Source organism: Mesorhizobium sp. M00.F.Ca.ET.216.01.1.1, from assembly GCF_004010325.2.
Lineage (GTDB): Bacteria > Pseudomonadota > Alphaproteobacteria > Rhizobiales > Rhizobiaceae > Mesorhizobium.
On sequence record NZ_SADR02000162.1, the window covers coordinates 1 to 411 of the forward strand.

The following is a 411-nucleotide window of genomic DNA, read 5'->3' on the forward strand; positions in this document are numbered from 1 at the left end:
CTCGCTGTCGATGATCTCCTCTAAGGTCGACTGCGGATATGACAATCTATGCTCAGGGCCCTACCCGGCTCAGGATCATGCCAAAAACAAGGTGGCTTAGCAAAGCGAATTTCTTCATTGCGGGCGTGAAGCTGCTCAGAATCCCACTTACTCATCCCGCCAGATCACGCGCCGCTCCCATCGGATCTCCTTCAGGCGCCGAAAGCGCATAGTGACCAGTTCCTGCCCGTAGGCGTGGAACAGTTCGGCATGCATGAATTCCTTCCTTCCGCAGGCCTGGCAGCGCGCCTTGGCACGAACCTCCTCAATCGCGACGTTTCCGACCACCTCGCGAAGCTCGGCCGGCTTGTAGAAGCGCTTGATGTTGCAATGCCCGCACGAGATGCGCGCGATCTGCCCCGCGTCATGGGC

1 protein-coding gene is annotated in these 411 nt (G+C 58.9%); it reads right to left on the reverse strand.

Annotated elements, in window-relative coordinates; genetic code table 11:
* Positions 1 to 147 precede the first annotated feature (147 nt).
* On the reverse strand, positions 148 to 411 hold a 264-nt coding region (locus tag EN859_RS38470), incomplete at its 5' end, for a hypothetical protein (RefSeq protein WP_189502493.1).